Here is a 23,158-nt window from a genome sequence, read left to right as displayed (position 1 = left end):
ATTACTTCTTTTTCGGCACCTTGGGAACGGTGTTGGTCTTACGGCGAGGCTTAGCCTCTTCCGCTGCCTTGTCCGTGTCGGCGGCCACCACCTCGTCCTCTTTCTCGACCTTGGCGGCTTTCGCCTTGCTCTTGGCCTTGCCCGGAGACTTCGCGGCCTTCAACTCGGCTTCCGGCTTCGGCTTAACCGGTGCTGTTTCAGGCAGCACGTCTAGCTTCAAACCGTCCGTGCCGTCTTCCTTCTTGCCTATGCTGACGCTAACAACGCCGCCTTTCTTGAGCTTGCCGAACAATATCTCGTTGGCCAGCGGCTTCTTGATGTGTTCCTGAATGACGCGACCGAGCGGACGCGCACCCATCTTCTCATCGTAGCCCTTTTCAGACAGCCAAGCGATGGCATCCTCATGCAGGTCGAAGGTGACGTTGCGTTCGGAAAGCTGCGTTTCCAACTGCATGACGAACTTCTGCACCACCTTGTGAATAACTGCAGTCGGCAGCGGCGAGAACGGAATGATCGCATCCAGACGGTTGCGGAATTCCGGCGTGAACAGGCGGTTGAGCGCCTCTTCATCCTCACCGCTACGCTTGGACGAGCCGAAGCCGATGGCCGACTTCGCCATTTCGGACGCACCCGCATTGGTCGTCATGATCAGAATGACGTTGCGGAAGTCGATCTTCTTGCCGTTGTGGTCGGTCAGAGAGCCATGGTCCATGACCTGCAACAGGATGTTGTAGATGTCAGGATGCGCCTTCTCGATTTCGTCCAGCAACACCACGCAATGTGGATGCTGATCGACACCATCGGTCAGCAGTCCACCCTGGTCGAATCCGACGTAGCCGGGAGGTGCACCCAGGAGACGCGACACGGTGTGACGCTCCATATACTCCGACATATCGAACCGCAGCATCTCCACGCCGAGGGACGCCGCAAGCTGCTTGGCGACTTCCGTCTTGCCCACGCCCGTTGGGCCCGAGAAGACGTAGGAGCCGATGGGCTTGTTGGGTTCGCGCAGACCCGCGCGGGCGAGCTTGATTGCGGTAGACAGTGCTTCGATCGCGATATCCTGACCATAAACGACCGAGCGCAATTCCTTTTCAAGATTGGCGAGAACCATCTCGTCATCCTTGGAAACGGTCTTGGCCGGAATGCGCGCCATCGTGGCAATCGTAACCTCGATCTCCTTTTCGGTGATCAGCTTGCGACGCTTGGAAGCAGGCAACAGCATCTGCGCGGCACCGGTCTCATCGATCACGTCGATTGCCTTGTCTGGCAGCTTACGGTCAGAGATATAGCGGGCCGAAAGCTCGACAGCCGCCTTGATGGCGTCGTTGGTGTAGCGCAGGTGATGGTAATCTTCGAAATAGGGCTTCAGGCCCTTCATGATCTCGATCGCATCTTCGATGGACGGCTCGTTGACATCGATCTTCTGGAAGCGACGAACGAGCGCGCGATCCTTTTCGAAGAACTGGCGATATTCCTTGTAGGTCGTCGAGCCGATGCAACGGATCACACCGGATGAAAGCGCAGGCTTCAGCAGGTTGGACGCATCCATTGCGCCGCCCGATGTCGCACCGGCACCGATTACGGTGTGAATTTCATCGATGAACAGCACCGCACCCGGAAACTCTTCAAGTTCCTTGACGACCTGTTTCAACCGCTCTTCGAAGTCGCCGCGATAACGTGTACCCGCCAGAAGCGTGCCCATATCGAGCGAGAAAATCGTGTCGTTCTTCAGCGCTTCAGGCACCTTGCCCTCAACGATACGCTTGGCGAGACCTTCGGCGATGGCAGTCTTGCCAACGCCTGGATCACCCACATAAAGCGGATTGTTCTTGGAGCGACGGCACAGGATCTGAATGGTGCGGTTGACCTCGGCATGACGACCAATGAGCGGATCGATTTTGCCACCACGCGCCTTGTCGTTCAGGTTCACGCAGTATGCTTTCAGTGCATCCGGCTGCTTCTTCGGCGCGGCATTGTCCTCTTCGGAACCGTTGCGTGCAGGCTTTGCTTCGTTCTCGGTGTCCTCGGCACCACGGGGCGACCGGGTCTGAGAGGTCCCAGGGCGCTTGCCGATGCCGTGTGAGATGTAGTTGACGGCGTCGTAGCGCGTCATCTCCTGCTCCTGCAGGAAGTAGGCGGCGTGGCTTTCGCGCTCTGCAAAGATCGCGACCAGCACATTGGCGCCGGTGACCTCTTCACGCCCGGACGACTGCACGTGAATGACGGCACGCTGGATAACCCGCTGGAACCCGGAAGTGGGTTTGGAATCCTCATCGTAACCCGTCACCAGATTGGACAGTTCGTTGTCGACATAATCGACCACGGTTTTACGAAGCGCATCCAGATCAACGTTGCAGGCACCCATTACGGCTGCCGCATCCGCATCCTCTATCAACGCCAGCAACAAATGCTCGAGCGTCGCATATTCATGATGACGCTCATTTGCAAAGGTCAGTGCCTGATGCAGCGCCTTCTCTAGACTCGGGGAAAAAGTTGGCACGTTGCGATCCTCATTTCTTTTCCATGACGCACTGAAGCGGATGCTGGTGCTGTCGGGCGAAATCCATGACCTGACTTACTTTTGTCTCTGCGACCTCATATGTAAATACCCCGCATTCGCCGACACCGTGCTGGTGTACATGCAACATGATGCGGGTAGCCCCTTCCCTGTCCTTCTGGAAAAAACGCTCCAGAATGTGAATGACGAATTCCATGGGAGTATAGTCGTCGTTCAGTAAAAGAACACGGTAGAGATTAGGCTTTTTTGTCTTCGGTTTGGTGCGGGTAATAACAGACGTTCCGCGGTTGGCACCGCCATCTTCCCCTTCACCGTCGCCCTGCATGTCGATCGGCTTAGCGATCATCTTACTTCATTCTCCAGATCGCACTCGCACCGGTCTTTTTGGGATACGAGCCAGAATTTCGCTCACCTATATTTAGGTCGTCCAATGGTGATTTTAAGCCCCCTTTGCCGCACTGCAATCACTAATACGTTCACAGGCGACGAAAGTGTGAAGAGAAGCGCGAAGCAATGGCGCGCGCAAGCCCTCCTCATCGCGACAGGCCGCGCCGCAGCGTGACAGCAACCGCATGTTCGAAGGTCGATACCTCCATCTTCCGGCAAATCGACTCCATCAGATAGCCTATCGTTATGCTGGAGAGAGCCACTTCTGCAGCGATAATCTCAAAGCTTTCGCCTTCTGCGGCCAGAAAAAGAATCTGCTTTTCAAGACCGGAAAGAGGTTGCCTCTTCTCCGTTCGCGCACGCCCGATCGCGGTGAGGCGCATATGCATGTGAAACATCAGCATGCTCATCCGCTCGACCTCATCCACATCAGGGTGTGGTCGGTCTCCTGCAAAGCCTATCAGGCGCGGCAGGGATGAAACGCCAAGGGCGGAAAAGCTGATCCCCACGGTGAAACCAACGGAACGATAAAATGCTGCGTGATCCGGGTCGATCTCGCCACAGGCTTCATCCTCGCTCAAATCCCAGGGGGTTGGACCCAGAGTACCGGGTAGATGCTTGAAAAGCCGTTCAGCGAAGGCCGCCACGCGCTCATCGATCTTGTAGAACAGGTCAACCGGCATGTTGGATGGGAAGAGGAAGGATATCGGCTCTTCCTCCTCCACACGCGCCGTTTCGAACACGCAATAATAACGAAAGCCGAACATGTTCTGAATTTCGGTCAGCAACAGCGCGACATCGTCCATCGTGTCGGCTTTTTGCAGTCTGATGAGAAGGTCCTGGCTGATTTCATACCTCTGCATCAAAAGAACCCCATCCGGGTGGATGGGGATTGGCCGAACGACCTATGGGTCAGTTCGGCGCTCTATCAGAAAGCCTAATCGGGCAGCTGCAGCCTGTCAATTTTCGCCATCCAGCATCTCGCGCACGGCCACGGCCAACTGCTTCAGCGAGAATGGCTTGGGCAGGAAACCGAACTTGGCGTCGGCTGGCAGGTTCTTCGCGAATGCATCCTCGGCATACCCCGATACGAAGATGAACTTCATGTCGGGATAGGTCTTGCGAAGCTCCCGCAGCAGCGACGGACCGTCCATTTCCGGCATCACGACGTCGGAGACAACGATATCGACCTTGCCGTCCAGCTCTTCCAGAACTTCCAACGCCTCTGTACCGGACCCGGCTTCGTGGACGGTGTAGCCACGGGTTTCCAGCATGCGCTTGCCACCACGGCGCACCGCCTCTTCGTCCTCGACCAGGAGAACGACGGCGGATTTGCCGGTCAGGTCGAGAAGCTCTTCCTTGGCCGCCGCATCCTTGGCAGCCGCCGCATCGGCGATGCCGCGAGCCGCAATTTCCTCTTCCGTCTGATGCACCACCTCGATGATGTGGCGCGGCAGGAAGATGCGGAAGGCCGTGCCCTTGCCCACTTCCGAATCGGGGTAGATGTAGCCGCCGGACTGCTTGACGATGCCATATACCATCGAAAGGCCAAGCCCCGTGCCCTTGCCCACTTCCTTGGTGGTGAAGAACGGCTCGAAAATCTTGTCCATGATCTCCGGCGGAATACCGGTGCCGGTATCGGCAACCTCGATCATCACGAGGTCTTCGGACGGAATATCCGAACGTCCCAGCGCGACGACTTCTTCCGCAGACATGTTGCGGGTCATTATCTTGATCTTGCCACCATCCGGCATCGCATCACGGGCGTTGACGCAGAGGTTGATCAGCACCTGCTCGAACTGCGACAGATCGGTTTTCACAGGCCACAGATCGCGCCCGTAATCCACCTCCAGCTTGACATTGGTGCCGGAAATCAACCGGTCCACCAGCATGCGCAGATCGCCGATGACGTCGGTCAGGTTCAGCACGGCCGGGCGCATCGTCTGCTTGCGCGAGAACGCCAGCAACTGGCGCACGAGAACGGCAGCGCGGTTGGCGTTCCGCTTGATTTCCATCAGGTCGGCAAAGCTGGCATCGGCAGGCCGCGCCTGGAGCAGCAGATGGTCGGACGACAGAAGAATGGCGGTCAACACGTTGTTGAAGTCATGCGCGATGCCGCCAGCCAGCGTGCCCACTGCATTCATCTTCTGTGTCTGCGCCATCTGCGTTTCGAGCGCCTTCTGCTCGGTCACCTCAATGGCGTAAACAATGGCAACCTCTTCCGGCGCCTCATCGTCCTGGTCGATCACGGCGTGAACATAGAAGCGGAAATGCCGCGCCTCATCGGTCGGATGGCGGGAATCGAACGGTGGAATATCGCCTTGGCGGTCCTTAGCGGCATCGATGGCCTGCAACAGCTTCGGCTTGTCGTTGTCGTGCAGCACGGCATCCAGCACCACGCCATTGTCGATATCGTCACGACCGACGACGCCAGAAAACAGTTTCAGGAACGGCGCATTGGTGCGCAGAATTCGGCCATCGCCATCCAGCGAGGCAATGGCCATCGGCGTGTTGTTGAAGAAGCGGGTGAACCGCATGGCCGAGGCCGACTCGGCGTTCGCCTTGCCCTTGGCGCGCATCAGCACGATGGTCCGACTTTCGCCCGGTGCACCGTCGCGCGTGCCGGTGACCTGATGGACGAGACGGGCTGGCATGCTCTGGCCGTTGACCCGGCGCATATCCAGATCCAGCATTTCGGTGCGGTTCGATCCAGCCTGCGGCTGAACGGATTCGATCAGCGCCATACCCTCACCCGCGACGATATCTGAAACCGTCAGCGAACCGGGCGAAAACTGCGCCAGATCGATGCCCAGCCATTCGGACAGCGTGGCGTTAAGATAAACGATCTCGCCCTTCTTGCCCGCAGAGAAGAACCCGGCAGGCGCATGATCGAGATAATCGATTGCATTCTGCAGCTCGCGGAAAAACCGCTCCTGATCTTCCCGCTCGGTGGTGATGTCGGCAATCTGAAACACGTGGAGGGATTTGTCGCTCGTGTCCCTCAACAGCCGGGCTTTGAGCCGGTACCAATGCGGCCCGGCCTGCGACGTATTGGCACTCAACGGCTTCAGCAGCCGGAATTCCTCGTAACCGTCGTTACCATCACGCAAGCCGTTGATGAGGCGATAGAGCGCTTCCGTCGATTCCCGGTCCCGCGACAGCAGCGTCTCGAGGCTCTGGATGTCTGTGGCCTTGGTCGCGCCGGTCATCTGGCAATAGGTGGCATTGGCGTAAACCAGCCGCCCCTTGGGGTCGGTGATCAGCGTGCCATCGGGATGGGACGATAAAAACCGGCGCGCCATGCCATCGGATTGCGATTGCGGCATGACCTCGATGAAACCGATGGCAGACGATACCAGAAAGAAGATGCCGAGCATGGCCAGCACGCCGAGAATGCCGAGTACGACTTCGTTTTCCAGCGAGTCCTTGAAATAGACGAAACCGACAGCGGCAGCCACGAGGACGAGGGCCAACAGCAGGATGCGCAACAGGGTGCCGGATCTGGCGCGCCTGTCCACCAACGGAAAGTCATTGTCGCTGGCTTGGCTGACCTTGGTCATGGAGGCTCTAACCCTTGCAGTTTTGCCGATCCTCGCACATCAGAACACAAATGCCCCTGATGGAATCGCTTTTGTCTATCCCTTGTAGCAATTCGCTGAAATGTCAAAAAGCTCCGCATCACCATAAACCTTTGCCAATACACAGCGAATGCAAGGTTTTGGATGCGATATGGCCATCTGCGTGGCACCTTTGCCACGTCAAAACGTTGTCGCTGATTGAAACGCACCGCAATTTGGTGGCGTACGCAGCATAAAAACTTGTACTTGACGGAAAAAAATCGTCTTTTCGCTTCAACCGGCTTGAAAAATTCAGACAAGGCAATCATTTGCCCCACAAAATGCAAGAGGGACTGGCTCGATGATGGAAGATTTTATCGGCACATACGGCAACAACCTCATCGTTGCTGTTGTCGGTGTCGGCGTGGCACTTCTGGCTCTGGCGATCATCCTGTGGCTCATTCGCAGACGCGGCGGCTCGTCGCCTTTCATTCGTGGTGGCAAGACCCGTCAGCCGCGCTTGCAGGTGCTGGATGCCGCAGCGGTGGATGCCCGGCGCAGGTTGGTGCTGGTGCGCCGCGACAATGTCGAACATCTCGTCATGATCGGCGGCCCGACTGATATCGTCATTGAAAGCGGCATTGGCGCCATTCCCTTCATGAAGGACGTGCGCGACCCGCAGGATGACATGCTGCCAGCGCCACCAGTCGAAAAAGCAATTCCGCCAAGCCGCACGCGTGCCCTTCCCACCGTTAAGGAAGAGGAAAGCCGTCCTGCACCCGTCATTCCTGCGGCAGCCCCTGCACCCCAGCCCGAATTGCGCCCAGCCCCTGCCGCCGTCCAGCCACCACCCGCACCAACGCCAAGCCCAAGGCCTGCTCCCACGCCAGCGCCAGCACCTCGGCCAGTTACACCACCGGCCCCACCTGTGGCAGCAGCACAGCCGGTCGCCGCTCCTCAGCGTCCGGCGCCGCCAGTGGCTCCCGCCCCGCGTGTCGTTGCCAAGGAGCCGATCGCACCTGCAATGACGGCACCCATTGTACCAGCCGTAACCGCAGCATCGCTCGCCGTCGAGCCAGTCGTAAAGCACCCTCCGGTCGCTCCACCGCAGCCCGCTGCGGTCGCACCTGACATCGCGCCGGAACCGGTCGCTTCCAGAGAGCCGGTCATCGACCAGAACAATGCGGGAGACTTTCTGGATGCCGCCCGCGAGCGCGTCCTTCCCACATTCACCACTGCCGCCCCCATCGCAGCCACAGCCTCGATTGCCAAACCAGAGCCGCTGGCACCAGGCGACGACGGTCCCGTCTTCGGCGATCAGCTGACCAGCGATTTCGAGAGCTTCCTCGAGGCCGAAATTGCCAAGAACGCCGCTGCCACGCCCGATATCACCTCCGACATCAGACCCAAAATCAATATCGAGCCGACATGGCCGACAGAACCGCAGCAGACCGTCTCGCCGCCCGTATCGGATGGCGCTGCCGATAGCGATGTTCAGAAGGAAATGGCCCGCATCTTCGGTGAAATGGCCGTTACTCGCGACAAGTAACGGCATCTTCTTACTCATGGATCGCTTACGCATTCGGCCCGCCTCTCGGCGGGCCTTTCCATATGTGATGTCGGTTGCCATCCTCTCGCGACTCTGATCAAGATCGCGACGGGGAACAAAGGGTGATCACGTGAACTATTCGGCAACTGGTTCTGCGGCGCTTAAAGGCATGCTCATCATGGCGGCATGCATGATCGTGCTGCCAGTCATGGACGCCATTGCCAAATATATGGCCACCAGCGAAGGCATGTCACCGGCGCAGGTAACGTTCTATCGTTTCTTCTTCCAGCTCGTCTGTACCCTGCCCTTGCTGCTCATCATGTCGCCCCGCGCGCTGCTTTCTGCCAAACGGCCATGGCTCAACCTGTTGCGCGGAGTGTTGCATGCCGCCGCCAGCCTCGCCTTTTTCGCTGCGGTCAAATACATGCCGCTGGCCGATGTCTTCGCCATCTATTTCGTCGAACCCTTCCTGCTGACCATGATGTCCGCGCTGTTTCTGGGCGAAAAAGTCGGCTGGATGCGCTGGAGCGCCATTGCCGTCGGTTTCATCGGCGCGATGATCGTCATTCAGCCAAGCTTCGAGGTTTTCGGTTGGACCTCGCTGCTACCCGTTGCCTGCGCCTTCCTCTTTACACTCTACCTCTTCCTCAACCGCGCAATGGGCGATGCCGATAGCCCGCTGGTTATGCAAACGATGGCGGGTATCGCCGGTACGGTTTTCATGGGCGTGGCTCTTTTGATCGGCCACGGGTTTGGCGATGTGAATTTCGAAATGTCGTTGCCCGGTTGGGGCCATGGCCTCGTGCTTCTGGTGTTGCTCGGCTCCATCTCCGGCTACATGCACCTCCTCGTCGTCAAGGCCTTCCGTCTCGCGCCGGTATCGCTTCTGGCACCCTTTCAATATTTCGAGATCATTTCGGCAACGGTGTTGGGCTATGTGCTGTTCGCCGATTTCCCCACGGCGTCGAAATGGGTGGGCATTTTCATCATCGTCGCGTCAGGCCTGTTCATCATCTGGAGAGAGCGGCGCGCCGCAAGGCCAACCATCGTGGATGTCGCAGAAGTGTGACGAATGTCGCCCACCGCCCTTGTTCCTGTCGCCGAGGTCGGGCAAAAGTCTTTTCGAATAAAACGAATAATATCAGGAGACGAAAATGGACGTTCGCGCCGCAGTCGCTGTTCAGGCAGGCAAGCCCCTCGAAATCATGACGGTACAGCTTGAAGGCCCGCGCGCCGGCGAGGTCTTGATCGAGGTCAAGGCGACCGGCCTTTGCCACACGGACGATTTCACGCTTTCGGGCGCTGACCCAGAAGGCCTGTTTCCGGCGATTCTCGGTCATGAAGGTGCAGGCATCGTGGTCGATGTCGGCCCCGGCGTCACCTCGGTCAAGAAGGGCGACCACGTCATTCCGCTCTACACGCCCGAGTGCCGCGAATGCCCGTCCTGCCTGTCGCGCAAAACCAATCTCTGCACCGCCATCCGCTCCACCCAGGGCCAGGGCGTCATGCCTGACGGAACCAGCCGCTTTTCCATCGGCAAAGACAAAATCCACCACTATATGGGCTGCTCGACCTTCGCGAATTACACGGTTCTGCCGGAAATCGCGGTCGCTAAAATCAACCCGGACGCTCCATTCGACAAGGTCTGCTACATCGGTTGCGGCGTCACCACCGGTATCGGCGCCGTCATCAACACCGCCAAGGTCGAAATCGGCTCCACGGCGATCGTGTTCGGTCTGGGCGGTATCGGTCTCAACGTCATTCAGGGCCTGAAGATCGCTGGCGCCGACATGATCATAGGTGTCGATCTCAACAATGACAAGAAGGCATGGGGCGAGCGCTTCGGCATGACGCACTTCGTCAATCCGAAGGATGCGGGCGACGATATCGTGCCTTACCTCGTCAATCTGACGAAGCGTGGTGCAGACCAGATCGGCGGCGCGGATTACACATTCGATTGCACCGGCAATACCAAAGTCATGCGGCAAGCACTGGAATCCTCGCATCGCGGCTGGGGCAAGTCCGTCGTCATCGGGGTGGCCGGTGCTGGTCAGGAGATTTCCACGCGTCCCTTCCAGCTCGTCACAGGCCGCACATGGATGGGCACCGCCTTTGGCGGCGCGCGCGGTCGCACGGATGTGCCGAAGATCGTCGACTGGTACATGGAAGGCAAAATCCAGATCGACCCGATGATCACCCACACCATGCCGCTCGAAGACATCAACAAGGGCTTCGAAATGATGCATTCCGGCGAAAGCATTCGCGGCGTCGTCGTCTATTGATCGATCAACCAACGCCCTTTGGCCTTGACGGTCGAAGGGCGTTGCCGTGTCGGTCACAACGCAGTGCATTGCGTCATCCACTTCAAAACACCCCATAAACGCCAGAAGATTAAGGACAACCAGCGCTTTACGCGCTTCGGGGCTTTTCCTTCGCGGTCGCGCGGTCTATAGGTGGCGCTGATTTTTTAGCGGAACGACAAATGAGCAACACGATCTTCGTCCTCAACGGACCTAATCTCAACATGTTGGGAAAACGTGAGCCGGGCATTTATGGCGGCAAGACGCTGAAAGACATCGAGAACGATTGCATCAAGGCTGGCGAAGAGCTGGGCTTTGCAGTCGAGTGCCACCAGTCCAACCACGAGGGCGCGCTCGTCGATCTGCTGCATGAGGCTGGAGAACGCGCCGTCGGCGTCGTCATCAATCCCGGTGCTTATGGCCATACGTCCATTGCCATGCATGATGCGATCAGAGCCATCTCCGTGCCCGTGGTGGAAGTTCACATCTCCAACATCCACGCACGTGAGGAATTCCGCCATAAATCGATGATAGCGCCCGCTGCAAAGGGAATGATTTGCGGCTTCGGGCCTTATGGCTACATCATGGCGCTCAACGCCTTGAAAAATCTCACGGCATAAAAAGAAACAATCAGAAATAGGGTTTGTCATGTCTGAAAAGAAAAACGGTATCGACAAGGAACTGATCCGCGACCTCGCGAACATTCTCAACGACACCGACCTTTCCGAGATCGAGGTCGAGCAGGACGATTTGCGCATCCGCGTTTCGCGCGCCGCGCCCGCACCTGTTTACGCAACCGCACCTGCGCAGTATGCCCCTGCTCCCGCCGCAGCCCCTGCTGCCGCACCCGCAGTTGCGCCCGGCAATGCCGCGCCAGCCGCACCTGCCCGCAACCCGGCCAACACCGTGACATCGCCCATGGTCGGCACGGCTTACCTGTCGTCCGCCCCCGGCGCGCGTCCTTTCGTTGAAGTCGGCGCCACCGTCAAGGAAGGCCAGACGCTTCTGATCGTTGAAGCCATGAAGACCATGAACCAGATTCCTGCACCGAAGTCGGGTAAGGTCACGGAAATCATCGTCAACGACTCGCAGCCAGTCGAGTATGGTGAAGCCCTCGTGGTCATCGAATAAGGGCTGATTTCATGGTATCCAAGATCCTTATCGCCAATCGCGGCGAAATCGCCCTTCGCGTGTTGCGCGCCGCCAAGGAACTCGGCATTCCAACGGTTGCCGTCCACTCCACGGCTGACGCGGATGCCATGCATGTGCGCCTCGCCGATGAGAGCGTTTGCATCGGACCGCCACCATCGCGTGATAGCTACCTCAACATCCACCAGATCGTTGCTGCCTGCGAAATCACCGGTGCGGATGCCGTTCACCCCGGCTACGGCTTCCTTTCTGAAAACGCCAAGTTCGCCGATATTCTCGACGCGCACGGCATTACCTTCATCGGGCCGACCGCAGATCACATCCGCATCATGGGTGACAAGATCACCGCCAAGCAGACCGCGCAGGAACTCGGCATTCCCGTCGTTCCCGGCTCTGACGGCGAAGTGAAGCCTGAGAACGCGCTGGAGATCGCTCGCAAGATCGGCTTCCCTGTTCTCATCAAGGCAACCGCTGGCGGCGGTGGACGCGGCATGAAGGTCGCCAAGGACGAATCGGAAGTCGAGGAAGCTGTTTCCACGGCCCGCTCCGAAGCGCTTGCCGCTTTCGGCAATGACGCCGTCTACATGGAAAAATACCTCGGCAAGCCACGGCACATCGAAGTGCAGGTGTTCGGCGATGGTGAAGGCAAGGCCATCCATTTGGGTGAACGCGATTGCTCGTTGCAGCGCCGTCACCAGAAGGTTCTGGAAGAGGCCAACTCACCAGCACTCACCGTTGAGCAGCGCATGAAGATCGGCGAGATTTGCGCCGATGCCATGCGCAAGCTGAAGTATCGTGGCGCCGGTACGATCGAATTCCTGTACGAAAATGGCGAGTTTTATTTCATCGAAATGAACACCCGTCTTCAGGTGGAGCATCCGGTTACGGAAGCTATCACCGGCATGGACCTCGTGCAGGAGCAGATTCGCGTCGCCTCCGGTCAGGGCCTTTCCGTAACACAGGATCAGGTGACATTCAGTGGCCATGCCATCGAATGCCGCATCAACGCCGAAGATCCGCGCACCTTCGTGCCATCTCCTGGCACATTGACCTACTTCCACACACCCGGCGGTCTCGGCGTTCGCGTCGATTCCGGTGCCTATCAGGGCTACAAGATACCGCCATATTACGACAGCATGATCGGCAAGCTCATCGTACATGGTCGCAACCGTGACGAATGCATTCGCCGCCTTCGCCGCGCGCTCGACGAATTCGTGGTAGACGGTATCAAGACCACCCTGCCGCTGTTTCAGGACCTTCTGCAAAACGAAGATATTCTGAAAGGCGATTACGACATTCACTGGCTGGAAAAATATCTGGCCGGTGACGCGAAGTAAGACATGGGACGGCGCGGCAGAAACAACGACATCGATGTCGATATTCTGCTGCGCGCCTACTCCATCGGCCTGTTCCCCATGGCCGATTCGGCTGACGATCCAGAACTCTTCTGGGTCGAGCCGGAAATGCGGGGCATCATCCCGCTTAATGATTTCCACGTTTCCAAGAGCCTTGCCAAGGCTATCCGCAAATGCCCCTTTGACATCCGCTTAGACACGAATTTCGAAGGCGTGATGGCGGGTTGCGCCGCAGAAGCGCCGGATCGTCCCAGCACATGGATCAATCAGACGATCCGCAAGCTCTATGTCGAACTCCACGAAATTGGCCACGCCCACAGCGTCGAAGCATGGGAAGGCGACGAACTTGTCGGTGGTCTTTACGGTGTATCCTTGGGCTCAGCCTTCTTCGGCGAGAGCATGTTCTCCCGACGCACCAATGCCTCGAAGATTTGCCTCGTCCATCTGGTCGAGCATCTGCGCAACAAAGGCTTCACACTCCTCGACACGCAATTCACCACCGAACATCTCAAGACTTTTGGCGCCATCGATGTGCCGAAGGCGGAGTATGCAAAGATGCTGGAGCGGGCTGTCGAAGTTGAGAACGTGGATTTTTAGCGAATTCAAGAAGACGCCAGAATCAGGCACGGTTCCCGGCAAGAACCTCAGCTTCCCTCATTCCTGTGATTGTCATAGGAATCCAGTCATCGCGCGTCTGCGCGATGGAAGACTCCCATAGCCCAAGGACTTGGGCTAGCTAGATTCCTGTGACGAGCACAGGAATGAGGGGAAACATAGAGTTACTTGCTGGCAGTAGACGGTGCAGGCACATCCGATTCCTGCTTGCAGCCGGTCAGCCAGACGTCATAGATCGGATGCTCGACGGCGTTGAGGCCTGGGCTGTCGGCGAACATCCAGCCTGTGAAGATGCGCTTGATCTTGCGGTCGAGAGTGATTTCATCGACCTCGATGAAGGCATCGATCTTCTGCGCTTCGGTATCGTCTCGCGAATAGCAGACCTTCGGGGTGACCTGAAGCGCGCCGAACTGGACGGTTTCGTTCAAATAGACATCAAACGACGTGATACGACCGGTGATCTTGTCGATGCCGGAAAAGACGGCGACGCGGTTTTCAATTCGGGCGGCGGAGGCTGGGTTGAACACGGCGGTCATGGGCACGAGCGTCAACAATGAAACAGCCAGTGCACGCAAAGAGGTTTCCCGCGTGAATTTTCCCATGTCGAACCGTCTCCAGAAAGATTTCCCGCACCATCGGGCGCGGGCTCAACGCCTACAGGCGGAATGTGGCGAAAGCGGGTGGCGTTTCAATGCGAAGAGCGCACATCACAGCGGACCCGCACCGCGATCAGTTGCCGGGCGTCCAGGCGTCGTAGTCGCCAGTCACGCGTGGACGTTCGCCAGCAACGGCCAGAGAACCCTGCGGGCGGTAGGCCTTCGATGTGCCGGTCAGGTTTGGCACATGCGGCTTTTCCCATTCGCGAGCGGCATAGTTTTCCTGGCTCGGCGGAACGTCGGTGCGATAATGCATCCAGCCATGCCAGCCGGGCGTGATCGCAGAGGCTTCGGCGTAGCCGTTGTAGATGACCCAGCGACGTGGCATGCCCCATGATGTGGTGCCGCCTTCGTAATAGGTATTGCCCAACTCGTCCGTGCCGACCTTCTTGCCGAAACGCCATGTGTGAAAGCGCGTTCCGATTGTCTGGCCGTTCCACCAAGTGAAGATTTGCGTCAGGAGAGTCTTCATTATCCATTCCTCAGGCTTGAGTGCACCGCGACGACGTGATGTGCGCTGCACAGCAAAAGCTTATGCCGCTCCACGGGCCAATTGTCCAGTATTTCCCGTGCTGCGAACGCTATTTCAGCGTCATGCTGAAGCCGAGATGGCGCTGCTGGAAGCCGAGCCGTTGATAAAAGCGGTGCGCATCCACCCGTGCCTTGTTAGATATCAACTGGACGTTCTTGACGCCGCGCTCTCTCGCATCCTCGATGCAGTGGCGGATCATGATCGCGCCGATGCCGCGACCGCGCATATCCGCTCGCGTCTGCACCGCTTCGATCTTCATCGACGTCGCGCCGCGCCCGACCAGCTTGGTCAGAATCACCGTCTGAAACGTGCCGACGACCTCGCCGTCCAGTTCGGCGACATAAAGCGTCTCGTTGGAGGATTCCTCGATGGCATGAAACGCCGCGAGATAATCGGGCATGGCCGATCGATCAGCAGTATCGCCGTGACCGCCGATATCATCGGCGGCGAACATGGCGGCCAGCGCCGGGATGTCGTCCTCGCGAGCAAAGCGGATGGTGAGATTCTCAACCATGGTGTTCATCGGGATAGCGTTTTCTCCATGACGATGCCGGGCAAACCCTCGACACCTGCCATGCGCTCGACGCGATCGACCTCAACGAAACCGACGCCCTCATAGAACGAAATCGCGGCTTTGTTCCGTGGCTCCACTTCAAGGCGCATGATGTCCGCATCGGGAAAGCAAGTCTCAAGCTCGGCAAACATATCGCGACCGACGCCCTGACGCTGAAACAGCGGATCGACGTAGAGCTGGTGCAGCAGCGCCGTTTTCACCATCCTGGTCGACATGGCCGCATAGCCCATGCCGCCAATGCGCTTGCCGTCATCCGCCACCAGAAACTCGCCACCCTTTTTCTGGATACGCTCCTTCATCGCGGCGGGCGAATGCCAGTCGGCAATGAGTGCTGCGGTCTTTTCCGCACCGTAGAGCGTATCGTAGGTGGCGTGCCACGTGCGGGCCAGCAGTGCCCTCACGGCCTCGACATCGCGTTCATTGGCTGTCCGAATGAAAAACACGTCTTGCTCCGTCTGAGAATGCAAAGGCCGGGAGCAATCCCGGCCTAATCGTATTCGACCTCTCACTCCACTCAACGTCATCCTCGGGCTTGTCCCGAGGATCTGACCACGTTTGATGTTGTGGTTCGTTAGATCTTCGGGACAGGCCCGAGGATGACGGAAGCGATGTTTTCGGTCTCCAACTGCTCGCCGAGATGGTCCCGGCCAGCGGCCTTACTCCTCGATACCCAACTTCGCCTTGACCAGTTCCTGAACAGCCTGCGGGTTGGCTTTGCCACCAGTGGCCTTCATGACCTGACCGACGAACCAGCCAGCAAGCGTCGGCTTGGCCTTGACCTTCTCGACCTGATCCGGGTTGGCAGCAATGATCTCGTCCACGGCCTTTTCGATGGCGCCGGTGTCGGTGACCTGCTTCATGCCACGGCTTTCCACGATCTCCGCCGGGTTGCCGCCCTCGTTCCAAACAATTTCGAACAAGTCCTTGGCGATCTTGCCGGAAATGGTGTTGGCCTTGATGAGATCGATGATACCGCCCAGCTGATCGGCCGAAACAGGTGTTTCCTCGATACCCTTGCTCGCCTTGTTCAGCGCGCCGAGCAGATCGTTGATGACCCAGTTGGCGGCAATCTTGCCATCGCGCCCCTCGGCGACGAGCTCGTAATAATCGGCAATCGCCTTTTCCGAGACGAGGATAGACGCATCGTAGACCGACAAGCCAAGCGAACTGACGAAGCGCGCCTTCTTGTCATCGGGCAGTTCCGGCAAATCCTTGTTCAGAGCCTCGATATAGGCATCGTCGAATTCCAGCGGCAGCAGGTCCGGGTCGGGGAAGTAGCGATAATCATGCGCGTCTTCCTTGGAGCGCATGGAGCGCGTCTCGCCCTTGCCGGGATCGAACAAACGCGTTTCCTGATCGATGGAGCCGCCATCTTCCAGAATGGCGATCTGGCGACGGGCCTCGTACTCGATGGCCTGACCGATGAAGCGGATGGAGTTGACGTTCTTGATTTCACAGCGCGTGCCGAAGTCCTCGCCCGGCTTGCGCACGGAGACATTGACGTCAGCGCGCATGGAGCCTTCGTCCATGTTGCCATCGCAGGTGCCGAGATAGCGTACGATGGAGCGCAGCTTCGTCATATAAGCCTTGGCTTCGTCAGACGAGCGCATATCGGGCTTGGAGACGATTTCCATCAGCGCCACGCCGGAACGGTTCAGGTCCACATAGGACATCGTCGGGTGCTGGTCGTGCATCGACTTGCCCGCATCCTGCTCCAGATGCAGACGCTCGATGCCGATTTCGATATCCTCGAAATTGCCCTGACGGTCCGGCCCGAGCGAAATGACGATCTGGCCCTCACCGACGATGGGGTCCTTGAACTGCGAAATCTGGTAGCCCTGCGGAAGGTCTGGGTAGAAATAGTTCTTGCGGTCGAAGATCGAGCGCTTGTTGATCTGTGCCTTCAAGCCCAAACCGGTACGCACGGCCTGCGCCACGCATTCCTCGTTGATCACGGGCAGCATGCCGGGCATGGCGGCATCGACCAGCGAGACGTTGGAATTCGGCGCATTGCCAAATGTGGTGGACGCGCCGGAAAACAGCTTGGAATTGGAGAGAACCTGAGCGTGAACCTCCATGCCGATGACGATTTCCCAATCGCCGGTCGCGCCGGGAATGAAGCGTTTCGGGTCTGGTGTGCGCACGTCTACAAGGGTCATATCAAGCTCTTAATATACGGAATGTCTGTCTTTGGTGAGGTAGAGCAATTGGCACCTTGGCGCAAGGCTTGTCGCGCCAAAGGCATCATCGGCATGAGATTTCGAGGCGAGAGAATACCATTTTTTTTACAATTCAAGGTTTAATCGCGCACATGATGATTCTCGGTTTGCTCCTCGGCACTTATATTGCATTTAACCTCTTCGTTTTCCTGGTCTTCTGGTGGGATAAGGAAGCGGCGCGAAATGGCGAATGGCGCGTGCGCGAAAGCACGCTGTTGTGGCTGGCCTTTCTGGGCGGCACGGCTGGGGCGATCTTGGCGCAACGCCTGCTGCGCCACAAGACGCGCAAGGAACCGTTCCGCAGCATTCTACTGTCCATCGCAATCCTTCATGTCGGCGTCGCACTTTCGCTCGTCATCATGCCGCAATGGCCCGAGAGGTTGTTTATCGCGGCTGAGAAGGCGGTTCAAAAATCGAAGCCGTAACTGTCATCGCTGATGTGGACGAACTGCTTTTCGAGGCCGATGGATTGCACGTCCCGATCGAGCCGGGTGGAGTATTTCATGGAAAACCAGCTGACGCAGTAGCCGTGCTTGCGGAAAAACTGGACGGCACGTTCGTTCTGGGCGTGGCTTTCCAGCTTTGCCGAGGGGAAATTGCGCGCCACGATCTGCCGCTCGATCTCGACCAGAAGCGCCGCGCCGACACCCTGACGCTGGTGCGGTGGATCGACCCAGAAATCGGAAATCGTATCGTCAAAATGCTCCCGCGCTGCCCAGCCGACAATGCCCCCGCCTGCCTCGGCCACCGTGATCGCGGCCCATGATGCATGGGTGAAATTCTCGAAAGCATACCGCGCATTTTCCCGCAACGCTTCCGTCACACCAATCACCGCAGTCGCCTCCGCCCAAGCCCGCAACCCAATGGCCGCCAGCACTGCTGCATCCGTCTCTCTCGCAGGGCGAATATGGATCACGCGGTTTCTCTGTTTTGGGGATGATTCGGAGTTGTGTGGGTTCGATGACTGGGTCTGACCGCACATTCCGCTACATAATGTAGCGCGATGTATCAGCGTCCTTCCTACCCCTTCATCCTCAAAGGCAGCCCTGCCGCAATAAAATAGACCTCCCCAGCCACAGCTGCGATCTGCTGATGCAACCGCCCTGCATGGTCGCGAAACTCCCGGGCCATCCGGTTCTCCGGCACGATCCCAAGCCCAACCTCGTTGGACACGAACACAATCCGCGCCCGAGCAGTACCAGCATGCGTAACCAGAGGGGCAAAGGCCAATTCGACATCACGCCCCTCCTCCATCATCAGGTTCGTCACCCAAAGCGTCAGGCAATCGACAAGAATGATGTTCTCCGGCTGGTCCAACTGCCGCAACATTTCGGTCAGCGCAAGAGGCTCTTCATGCGTCGTCCACATGTCACCGCGGCGGTCGCGGTGGTGGGAAATGCGGTCTTTCATCTCATCGTCCCAGGCGCGACCGGTCGCGATGTAATGCGCGGTCCCACTGCCAGAGAGAACGAGTTTCTCGGCAAAGGCCGATTTGCCGGAGCGCGCACCGCCCAGCACCAGCACAGAGTGCGCGGCGTTAGACATGGAACATAATATGGATGGGATGATAAAACGATCCGGCGGCCATTGCGGGTTGAAGCAAAAGCCGGGGGGCATTCGGCATGAAAAGAGAACGATTCGTAGATATGGAGGCGTTCTCCCGGTCAATCATGCAATGCTCACCCGGTAGAGGATCGGAACCTGTTTGCCCGCCCGCATTGTGCAAGACATGTCAGCAAACCCGCTCGATACAAAAGCGCCGGATCGTCTTGATAAAGTAGGTTCAGTCAGGAAAATTGTCAAATGCCGCAAAGCAAAAACCGCGCTACGCCAGAGCGCAAACGCGGTATTGGAATCCGCCGTAAACAACGGGGAATGGCACACCGGTACGCAAAACAAATCCGGCGTGCACGAACACCAATAACGGTAGTTCGTTACCGGATGGTTAGCGCAAACAGGAAAAGAACGAAGGGATGAGTTTTCATCCAGATTGCCATGCATTCAAATCGCATCAATATAGCGCGGGAGATTCGGGCGTGACCAAAAGGATAGACTGTGATCATGACGACCGTCGATTATCTAGCGTTGATTGTCTTTCTGGTGCTGTGGACGTCCTATACGCTCATCACAACGTCGAAGTCGGCATTCGGTCGCACCAGCCTCAACCTGGCCATGGCCGAACGCCGCCGTCAGTGGATTTACAATTCTCTGACCCGCGATCTGAAAATGATCGACACCCAGATCATGGCGGGCCTACAGAACGGAACGGCTTTTTTCGCGTCAACGTCGATTTTCGCCATCGGCGGATGCTTTGCACTTTTAGGCGCGACGGATCAGGTCGAATCGGTGTTTCGGGACATGCCGTTTGTTCACTATGCGGGTCGCACCGCCTTTGAAATGAAGGTCATCGGCCTCACCTGCCTGTTTGGCTATGCCTTCTTCAAATTCGGCTGGTCCTACCGTCTGTTCAATTACTGCACCATTCTCTTCGGCGGGATGCCGATGATGCACCAAGCAAACGAGAACCGGCAGGCCGCCGAACATGCTGCCGAAAACGTCATTCGCATGAACATCATCGCCGCGAAGAATTTCAACGATGGCCTGAGAACCATTTTCTTCTCCATCGGTTATCTCGGCTGGTTCATCAGTCCTTACGTCTTCATGGCGTCGACCATCATCATCATGGTGGCGTTGTTGCGCAGGCAGTTCTTCTCGGAAGCGCGCCGCGCGATCATGGACGACCTGTGAAATGCCATGAAAACGACGCACTTCACAGGCGAAGCGCTGCCAGCAGTTTGTAACCGTTGCAAAGGACGGAATTGATGAGTGAAGTCCCTGTAGCGGCCATCGAACCCAAGACAAAGGGCCGGATCGGCGCGCTCGATACGCTGCGCGGCTTTGCGCTGATTGCCATGGCGAGCTACCATTTTACCTGGGATCTGGAGATGTTCGGATATCTCGATCCGGGCACGGCGACCCAAGGGTGGTGGCGGCTTTACGCCCGCGCAATCGCGAGTTCTTTCCTGTTTCTTGCCGGTTTCAGCCTTTACCTTGCCCACAGGCGCGGCGTTCACTGGCCATCCTTCGGCAAACGTTTTGCGATGGTGGCAGGTGCCGCTCTTCTGATTTCCGTCGCGACCTATTTTGCCGTGCCGGATGGCTGGATATTCTTCGGCATATTGCACAATATCGCAGCCGCCAGTCTGATTGGCTTGCTGTTTTTGCGGCTTCCGTTTGTCGTGACGCTGATCTTCGCAGCCCTCGCGCTGCTGGCACCCCGTTATCTCAGCTCGGATAGCTTCAACCCCATATGGCTGTCATGGATCGGCCTTTCGACTGTCCCTCCCCGGTCCAACGACTATGTTCCGGTCCTGCCGTTCCTCGCACCATTTCTACTGGGACTTGCCGTTTCGCAATTCGTCACGCCACGTGGCTGGCTGGACCGTTTCAGAAAGCCAAGTGGACGCAAGAACGTCCTCGCCTTCTTTGGGCGTCATAGCCTGCTGTTTTACATCGTCCACCAGCCGATCCTGATCGGCATCGTCTATCTGGCATCCCTCATCGCCCCGCCACCGCCGGTCGATCAGGTCGAAGCCTATAAGAAGAGTTGTGAGGCTAGCTGCATGCGGCAGCAGAACGGGCTGGAACTATGCCAGAGCTTCTGTGGATGTACGCTGGAAAAGCTTCAGGCCGAAAGCCTGTTCGACCCTATGATGGCCAACAGTCTCCAGCCTGAGCAGCAGTCGAAGATTGGCGAAATCGCCGCGCAATGCTCGAACCAGAGTCAATAAGGATCAGGTGCCGACGCCGATTTCGGCGAGCCGCGTGAGGCAGGCCTCTTCGACATTGTCGAGCTCGGCCAAGGTTTCCTCAATGTCCTTGCGCTTTTGACGCAAGTCGGCGCGCTTCTCATCGACCTTCTTCATCAACAGAACGAGCTGCCCGGACTCACCTGGCGGCTCCTTGTAGACCTGAATGATTTCGCGAATTTCAGCGATGGTGAAGCCGATGCGGCGACCGCGCAGAATTTCCTGAATGAGCCTGCGGTCTGCCATGCGAAACAGCCGCGTGCGGCCCCGCCGCTCAGGATGGATCAAGCCCTCATCCTCATAGAAGCGGAGTGTGCGGGTAGAGACCCCAAATTCGCGTGTCAGTTCCGTGATGCTATAATACTTGTTCAAGACTTCATCCGATTCTGGAGCATCGGACCGAAAATAACACACGGTTTTCGGAATATCCGTTGCTCAAACAACAAGATAGAATGACGAAGCGTTCCGCGCCTGCCAGTTTTATCTTTTAGCAATTCAATATGATTGACCTTCACGTAAAAGTCAATTTTGAAGCCATCAAATGGAAACGCCGAACCACCAGGTCGCGAGGCCAAGGAATGAGAAGAAACCGACGATGTCGGTAACGGCGGTCACGAAAACAGCTGAGGACACGGCAGGGTCCGCGCCGAATTTATCCAGCAGCAATGGGATGATGATGCCAGCGATCGCTGCGGCGAACATGTTGATCAGCATGGCCGTCGCGATGATACCGCCGAGATTGACATCGTTGAACCAGAGACCAGCGATGATACCGATCGCGCAGCCAAACAGCGCGCCGTTAAGCAAACCAACGCCCGCCTCACGCCGGATAATTCGGGCGGCATTGTGAATATCGAGATTCTTGGTGGCAAGCGCGCGCACCGAAACCGTCATGGTCTGCGAGCCCGCATTGCCGCCCATTCCCGCCACGATCGGCATCAGAACGGCTAGCGCCACGATTTGCTCGATCGTCGCATCGAAGAGCCCGATGACGGAAGCAGCCATGAAGGCCGTGATGAGATTGACCGCCAGCCACGGCACGCGTGAGCGCGAGGTCACCGCGATGGAGTCGGACAGTTCTTCGTCACCCACACCGCCCAGACGCAGCAAGTCTTCCTCGGCTTCTTCCTGAATAACGTCGACAACGTCATCGATCGTGAGCACGCCGACTAGGCGACCGTTGTCGTCAACCACAGCTGCGGACAGCAAGTCGTATTGCTCGAAAAGTTGCGCCGCCTCCTCCTGGTCCATCTCTGCTGCGATGGGATGGTTGGTCTCGTGCATGATCGATTCGACCTTCACCTGCCGCTTGGAGCGCAGCAGACGGTCGAGATCGAGCGCGCCGACGAGCTTGAAGGTGGGATCGACAACGAAGATTTGCGAAAAGGATTCCGGCAGTTCCTCCTCTTCGCGCATGTAGTCGATGGTCTGGCCGACGGTCCAGAATGGCGGCACGGCCACGAATTCCGTCTGCATACGGCGACCAGCCGAGCTTTCGGGATAATCCAACGCGCGCAGCAACCTGACACGCTCGGTAAACGGCATCTGCGCAAGAATGTCCTCGCGGTCTTCGCGGTCCATGTCTTCGAGAATGTAGACGGCGTCGTCCGAATCCATTTCGCCGATACCGGCAGCGATCTGGTCGTTGGGCATCTGCTCGACGATATCAAGGCGGATGGCTTCATCCACCTCGGTCAGCGCTGTCATGTCGAAATCGGCGCCCAGCAGGCGCACCATGGCATGGCGCTGTTCCGGCAGGATCGATTCGAGCAGGTCACCCAGTTCGGATTCGTGCAGCCGCGCTACGTTCTGGCGCAGAAAAAGGACATCGCGGTCGCCGATAGCCGCACCCACCATTGCGAGGAAGTCCGACCTGATAGAGCCGTCCTCGGAATAAATGTCCGCCATGATCTCGGGCCTTTTGGCATCTTCCGG

Annotated in this window: 23 protein-coding genes; 10 read left to right on the top strand and 13 right to left on the bottom strand. The window is 57.8% G+C overall.

Features of this window, described 5'->3' with window-relative positions; genetic code table 11:
* Position 1: 1 nt before the first annotated feature.
* The 4 genes from clpA to cckA all read right to left on the bottom strand — a co-directional run bounded on the left by clpA (position 2) and on the right by cckA (position 6,468).
* The gene (gene clpA, locus QRN55_RS16400) at positions 2 to 2,503 is read right to left on the bottom strand and encodes an ATP-dependent Clp protease ATP-binding subunit ClpA (RefSeq protein ID WP_284777510.1); all 2,502 of its coding nucleotides are present in this window, start codon (positions 2,501 to 2,503) and stop codon (positions 2 to 4) included.
* A 10-nt stretch (positions 2,504 to 2,513) separates the two neighbouring features.
* Complete coding sequence (clpS, locus tag QRN55_RS16395; RefSeq protein ID WP_111838275.1) at positions 2,514 to 2,867, bottom strand: ATP-dependent Clp protease adapter ClpS; 354 nt, start codon at positions 2,865 to 2,867, stop codon at positions 2,514 to 2,516.
* A gap of 187 nt (positions 2,868 to 3,054) precedes the next feature.
* Positions 3,055 to 3,771, bottom strand: a complete 717-nt coding sequence (locus QRN55_RS16390; RefSeq protein ID WP_284777509.1) for a helix-turn-helix transcriptional regulator — start codon at positions 3,769 to 3,771, stop codon at positions 3,055 to 3,057.
* A 96-nt stretch (positions 3,772 to 3,867) separates the two neighbouring features.
* Positions 3,868 to 6,468 (bottom strand): cell cycle histidine kinase CckA, encoded by a 2,601-nt coding sequence (gene cckA / locus QRN55_RS16385; RefSeq protein WP_284777508.1) that lies wholly within the window; start codon positions 6,466 to 6,468, stop codon positions 3,868 to 3,870.
* A gap of 358 nt (positions 6,469 to 6,826) precedes the next feature.
* On the opposite strand from cckA, the gene QRN55_RS16380 reads away from it, so the two are divergent.
* The 7 genes from QRN55_RS16380 (at position 6,827) to aat (ending at position 13,415) form a co-directional block, all read left to right on the top strand.
* Complete coding sequence (locus tag QRN55_RS16380) at positions 6,827 to 8,014, top strand: flagellar biosynthetic protein FliO (RefSeq protein WP_284777507.1); 1,188 nt, start codon at positions 6,827 to 6,829, stop codon at positions 8,012 to 8,014.
* A 169-nt stretch (positions 8,015 to 8,183) separates the two neighbouring features.
* Positions 8,184 to 9,083, top strand: a complete 900-nt coding sequence (locus tag QRN55_RS16375; protein WP_284777566.1) for a DMT family transporter — start codon at positions 8,184 to 8,186, stop codon at positions 9,081 to 9,083.
* Between the two features lie 85 nt (positions 9,084 to 9,168).
* Positions 9,169 to 10,296, top strand: a complete 1,128-nt coding sequence (locus tag QRN55_RS16370) for an S-(hydroxymethyl)glutathione dehydrogenase/class III alcohol dehydrogenase (RefSeq protein WP_233123398.1) — start codon at positions 9,169 to 9,171, stop codon at positions 10,294 to 10,296.
* Between the two features lie 200 nt (positions 10,297 to 10,496).
* On the top strand, positions 10,497 to 10,934 hold the full coding sequence (gene aroQ, locus QRN55_RS16365; RefSeq protein WP_284777506.1) for a type II 3-dehydroquinate dehydratase: 438 nt from the start codon (positions 10,497 to 10,499) through the stop codon (positions 10,932 to 10,934).
* A gap of 28 nt (positions 10,935 to 10,962) precedes the next feature.
* Positions 10,963 to 11,445: an acetyl-CoA carboxylase biotin carboxyl carrier protein gene (gene accB, locus QRN55_RS16360; RefSeq protein ID WP_111838270.1), complete on the top strand. Its 483-nt coding sequence runs from the start codon at positions 10,963 to 10,965 to the stop codon at positions 11,443 to 11,445.
* A gap of 11 nt (positions 11,446 to 11,456) precedes the next feature.
* On the top strand, positions 11,457 to 12,800 hold the full coding sequence (gene accC / locus QRN55_RS16355; RefSeq protein WP_111838269.1) for an acetyl-CoA carboxylase biotin carboxylase subunit: 1,344 nt from the start codon (positions 11,457 to 11,459) through the stop codon (positions 12,798 to 12,800).
* Between the two features lie 3 nt (positions 12,801 to 12,803).
* The gene (aat, locus tag QRN55_RS16350) at positions 12,804 to 13,415 is read left to right on the top strand and encodes a leucyl/phenylalanyl-tRNA--protein transferase (protein ID WP_111838268.1); all 612 of its coding nucleotides are present in this window, start codon (positions 12,804 to 12,806) and stop codon (positions 13,413 to 13,415) included.
* 182 nt (positions 13,416 to 13,597) lie between these two features.
* Here the strand turns inward: aat and QRN55_RS16345 are convergent, their stop codons facing one another.
* The 5 genes from QRN55_RS16345 to gatB form a co-directional block, all read right to left on the bottom strand.
* Entirely contained in the window at positions 13,598 to 14,035 is a 438-nt protein-coding gene (locus tag QRN55_RS16345; protein ID WP_284777505.1) for a DUF2155 domain-containing protein, read from the bottom strand.
* Between the two features lie 127 nt (positions 14,036 to 14,162).
* The gene (locus QRN55_RS16340; protein WP_112499905.1) at positions 14,163 to 14,561 is read right to left on the bottom strand and encodes an NADH:ubiquinone oxidoreductase subunit NDUFA12; all 399 of its coding nucleotides are present in this window, start codon (positions 14,559 to 14,561) and stop codon (positions 14,163 to 14,165) included.
* Between the two features lie 109 nt (positions 14,562 to 14,670).
* Entirely contained in the window at positions 14,671 to 15,135 is a 465-nt protein-coding gene (locus QRN55_RS16335) for a GNAT family N-acetyltransferase (RefSeq protein WP_502871339.1), read from the bottom strand.
* 5 nt (positions 15,136 to 15,140) lie between these two features.
* Positions 15,141 to 15,638 (bottom strand): GNAT family N-acetyltransferase, encoded by a 498-nt coding sequence (locus QRN55_RS16330; protein ID WP_284777503.1) that lies wholly within the window; start codon positions 15,636 to 15,638, stop codon positions 15,141 to 15,143.
* Between the two features lie 213 nt (positions 15,639 to 15,851).
* Positions 15,852 to 17,354 (bottom strand): Asp-tRNA(Asn)/Glu-tRNA(Gln) amidotransferase subunit GatB, encoded by a 1,503-nt coding sequence (gatB, locus tag QRN55_RS16325; protein ID WP_284777502.1) that lies wholly within the window; start codon positions 17,352 to 17,354, stop codon positions 15,852 to 15,854.
* A gap of 56 nt (positions 17,355 to 17,410) precedes the next feature.
* On the opposite strand from gatB, the gene QRN55_RS16320 reads away from it, so the two are divergent.
* Positions 17,411 to 17,839: a DUF1294 domain-containing protein gene (locus tag QRN55_RS16320; RefSeq protein WP_502871338.1), complete on the top strand. Its 429-nt coding sequence runs from the start codon at positions 17,411 to 17,413 to the stop codon at positions 17,837 to 17,839.
* On the opposite strand, the gene QRN55_RS16315 is transcribed toward QRN55_RS16320, so the two are convergent.
* Together QRN55_RS16315 and cobU are read right to left on the bottom strand one after the other, a co-directional pair.
* A complete protein-coding gene (locus QRN55_RS16315; RefSeq protein WP_284777501.1) occupies positions 17,821 to 18,330 on the bottom strand; it encodes a GNAT family N-acetyltransferase in 510 nt (169 codons plus the stop codon). The two genes, QRN55_RS16320 and QRN55_RS16315, sit on opposite strands and share 19 nt — an antisense overlap.
* Positions 18,331 to 18,434: 104 nt before the next feature.
* Positions 18,435 to 18,959: a bifunctional adenosylcobinamide kinase/adenosylcobinamide-phosphate guanylyltransferase gene (gene cobU / locus QRN55_RS16310; protein WP_284777500.1), complete on the bottom strand. Its 525-nt coding sequence runs from the start codon at positions 18,957 to 18,959 to the stop codon at positions 18,435 to 18,437.
* 516 nt (positions 18,960 to 19,475) lie between these two features.
* Between cobU and QRN55_RS16305 the strand changes: the two genes are divergently transcribed.
* Both QRN55_RS16305 and QRN55_RS16300 read left to right on the top strand, forming a co-directional pair.
* Positions 19,476 to 20,162 (top strand): DUF599 domain-containing protein, encoded by a 687-nt coding sequence (locus QRN55_RS16305; protein WP_111838261.1) that lies wholly within the window; start codon positions 19,476 to 19,478, stop codon positions 20,160 to 20,162.
* Positions 20,163 to 20,236: 74 nt separating this feature from the next.
* Positions 20,237 to 21,205 carry an acetyltransferase domain-containing protein gene (locus QRN55_RS16300; RefSeq protein ID WP_284777499.1) on the top strand — a complete coding sequence of 323 codons (969 nt, stop codon included), beginning with the start codon at positions 20,237 to 20,239 and terminating at the stop codon, positions 21,203 to 21,205.
* A gap of 3 nt (positions 21,206 to 21,208) precedes the next feature.
* Here the strand turns inward: QRN55_RS16300 and QRN55_RS16295 are convergent, their stop codons facing one another.
* Together QRN55_RS16295 and mgtE are read right to left on the bottom strand one after the other, a co-directional pair.
* A complete protein-coding gene (locus QRN55_RS16295; protein WP_111838475.1) occupies positions 21,209 to 21,595 on the bottom strand; it encodes a MerR family transcriptional regulator in 387 nt (128 codons plus the stop codon).
* 165 nt (positions 21,596 to 21,760) lie between these two features.
* Positions 21,761 to 23,131 carry a magnesium transporter gene (gene mgtE, locus QRN55_RS16290; RefSeq protein WP_284777564.1) on the bottom strand — a complete coding sequence of 457 codons (1,371 nt, stop codon included), beginning with the start codon at positions 23,129 to 23,131 and terminating at the stop codon, positions 21,761 to 21,763.
* Positions 23,132 to 23,158 lie beyond the last annotated feature (27 nt).

The sequence above is a fragment of the Agrobacterium sp. lyk4-40-TYG-31 genome, assembly GCF_030209855.1.
In the GTDB taxonomy this organism is placed as follows: Bacteria; Pseudomonadota; Alphaproteobacteria; order Rhizobiales; family Rhizobiaceae; genus Agrobacterium; species Agrobacterium vaccinii.
The sequence above is the reverse complement of the archived record's forward strand: the minus strand, read 5'-3'. Positions and strand labels throughout refer to the sequence as shown.